The organism is Corallococcus sp. AB038B (assembly GCF_003668955.1).
GTDB classification, from domain to species: Bacteria; Myxococcota; Myxococcia; order Myxococcales; family Myxococcaceae; genus Corallococcus; species Corallococcus exiguus.
Map to the genome: position 1 here is coordinate 1 of NZ_RAWO01000465.1, position 378 is coordinate 378.

At 74.6% G+C, this 378-nt stretch carries 1 pseudogene; it reads right to left on the reverse strand.

The annotated features are described in order from the left end of the window. A pseudogene (locus D7Y04_RS43900) lies at window positions 1-378 on the reverse strand (hypothetical protein); the annotation flags it as partial.

Below are 378 nucleotides of genomic sequence, written 5' to 3' on the forward strand. Positions count from 1 at the left end.
CTCCTGGAGGTACTGGAGCTCGCCGGACACGCTGCCTCCGCGCTGGGCCACGACCCGGGCGATGAGCGAGGCGGCCTCGGGACGCACGCGCAGGTCCTCCGACCAGGCGCCGCTCAGCAGCGCGCGAATCTGGGTGAAGGGCGTCAGCTCGATGCAGGCCTTGAGACCCGCCCAGCCTTCGTCCCGCGACTCCGCCTGGAGCCTGCGCGCGGCGGCTTCACACAGCGCCGGATTGGGGTAGCGCGCGGCGAAGGCCTTGGGGTCGGCGGACGCGCTGGGCGGCGGCGCCTCCGCGGCCTTCGGGGTGAGTGGGGCATCCTCGCGAGGCTGGGAGTCCGCCCACGTGACGTGGGAGTGGGATGCCCCGCAACCGGCGGC